Source organism: Streptomyces sp. KLMMK (assembly GCF_036961605.1).
In the GTDB taxonomy this organism is placed as follows: Bacteria; Actinomycetota; Actinomycetes; order Streptomycetales; family Streptomycetaceae; genus Streptomyces; species Streptomyces telluris.
In genome coordinates this window covers 1-1,547 of sequence record NZ_JBAMDC010000716.1, presented here as the reverse complement: position 1 = coordinate 1,547, position 1,547 = coordinate 1, and the positions used below count along the sequence as shown (strand labels likewise).

Sequence of the window (1,547 nt, the reverse complement as noted above, 5' to 3'; positions counted from 1 at the left end):
CAGCTGGAGCGCCTGCTGGCGAACCTGGTCGACAACGCCCTGCGGCACGCCGCCTCGCGCGTGGTGATCACGGCGTCGCTCGACGGGGCCGCGGGGCGGGCGGTACTGGAGGTGACCGACGACGGGCCGGGGATCCCCGAGGAGGAGCGCGAGCGCGTCTTCGAGCGCTTCGTCCGGCTGGACGCCGCGCGGACCAGGGAGAGCGGCGGCAGCGGGCTGGGGCTGGCCATCGCCCGGGAGATCGCGCGCGCCCACGGCGGGGGCCTCGATGTGGCGCCGGGCGGGACGGGGGCCCGCCTGGTGGCGTGGTTCCCGCTGTCCGGTGGCGCACCGCCCGGAGGGTCCGGTTCAGAAGGGTTTGATTCCGGAACAACCGATTCCTGAAGGTCCGCTCAGGAATCTCAGGATTCCTTCAGGCGGGGCCGACGATAGTGATCGGTGTGACCGTGGATTCCGTGCACCTCGATGGCCGTGACGAGCACCGCGCGCAGGCGCGGGACCCGTCCGCCGCGGCACGGCGCAACCAGGAGGCGCTGCTGCTCGGCCTGGCCGTCCTGATCAGCTGCTTCGGCTACGCGTACACCGGCCTCGCGACGACCGGCCGGATACCCGGCGGCTTCGCCGGGTTCGCAGGCGCGATGGCCTGTCTGGCGCTGGTGCCGCACCTGGCCGCGCGCCGCTGGGCCCCGTACGCCGATCCGCTGATCCTCCCCCTGGCCGTGCTGCTGTCCGGGACGGGCCTGGTGCTGCTGTACCGGCTGGACTTCTCCTACGGCGAGCGCTACTCCTCGGACCCGACGGCCTCCAACCAGCTGATGTGGACGGTCATCGGCGTGGGCCTGTGCGTGGGCGTGCTCGTCGCGCTGAAGGACCACCGCCGGCTCCAGCGCTACATCTACCTGACGATGGCCGTGGCGCTGGTGCTGCTGATGGCCCCGGCGTTCTTCCCCGACGACACCTACGGCGCCAAGCGCTGGATCTACCTCGGCTCGCTGTCGTTCCAGCCGGGCGAGTTCGTCAAGACCATGATCACGGTGTTCTTCGCGGGCTACCTGGTCATCCACCGCAACGCGCTGGCCCTCACCGGCCGCAAGGTGCTGGGCGTGCGGCTGCCGCCGGGCCGGCAGCTCGCGCCGATCCAGACGGTGTGGGTGCTGAGCCTGCTGGTCCTGGTCCTCGAGCGCGACCTGGGCACCTCGCTGATCTTCTTCGGGCTGTTCGTCGTGATGCTGTACGCGGCCACCGAGCGGTTCAGCTGGGTGCTGTGCGGCGTGCTGATGGCCTCGGCGGGCGCCGTCGTGGTCGGCTCGGTGGAGCCGCACGTCAAGGGCCGGATCGACGCCTGGCAGCACCCGTTCGAGGCGCTGCACAGCCAGCAGGCGGGATCGGACCAGCTCGCCAAGGCGCTGTTCGGCTTCGGCAGCGGCGGGATCACCGGCACCGGGCTCGGCCGGGGGCATCCCGAGCTGATCGGCTTCGCCGGCCGCAGCGACTTCATCCTCACCACCGTCGGCGAGGAACTGGGCCTGGCCGGCACGATGGTCGTC

The 1,547-nt window shown here is 71.8% G+C and carries 2 protein-coding genes; both read left to right on the top strand.

The window, feature by feature from the left end; genetic code table 11:
• Positions 1–384: ATP-binding protein (locus tag V7793_RS37415; RefSeq protein WP_336014170.1), on the top strand; the 384-nt coding region annotated here is incomplete at its 5' end.
• Between the two features lie 62 nt (positions 385–446).
• The coding region (locus V7793_RS37410; RefSeq protein ID WP_443058087.1) for an FtsW/RodA/SpoVE family cell cycle protein at positions 447–1,547 on the top strand (1,101 nt) is incomplete at its 3' end.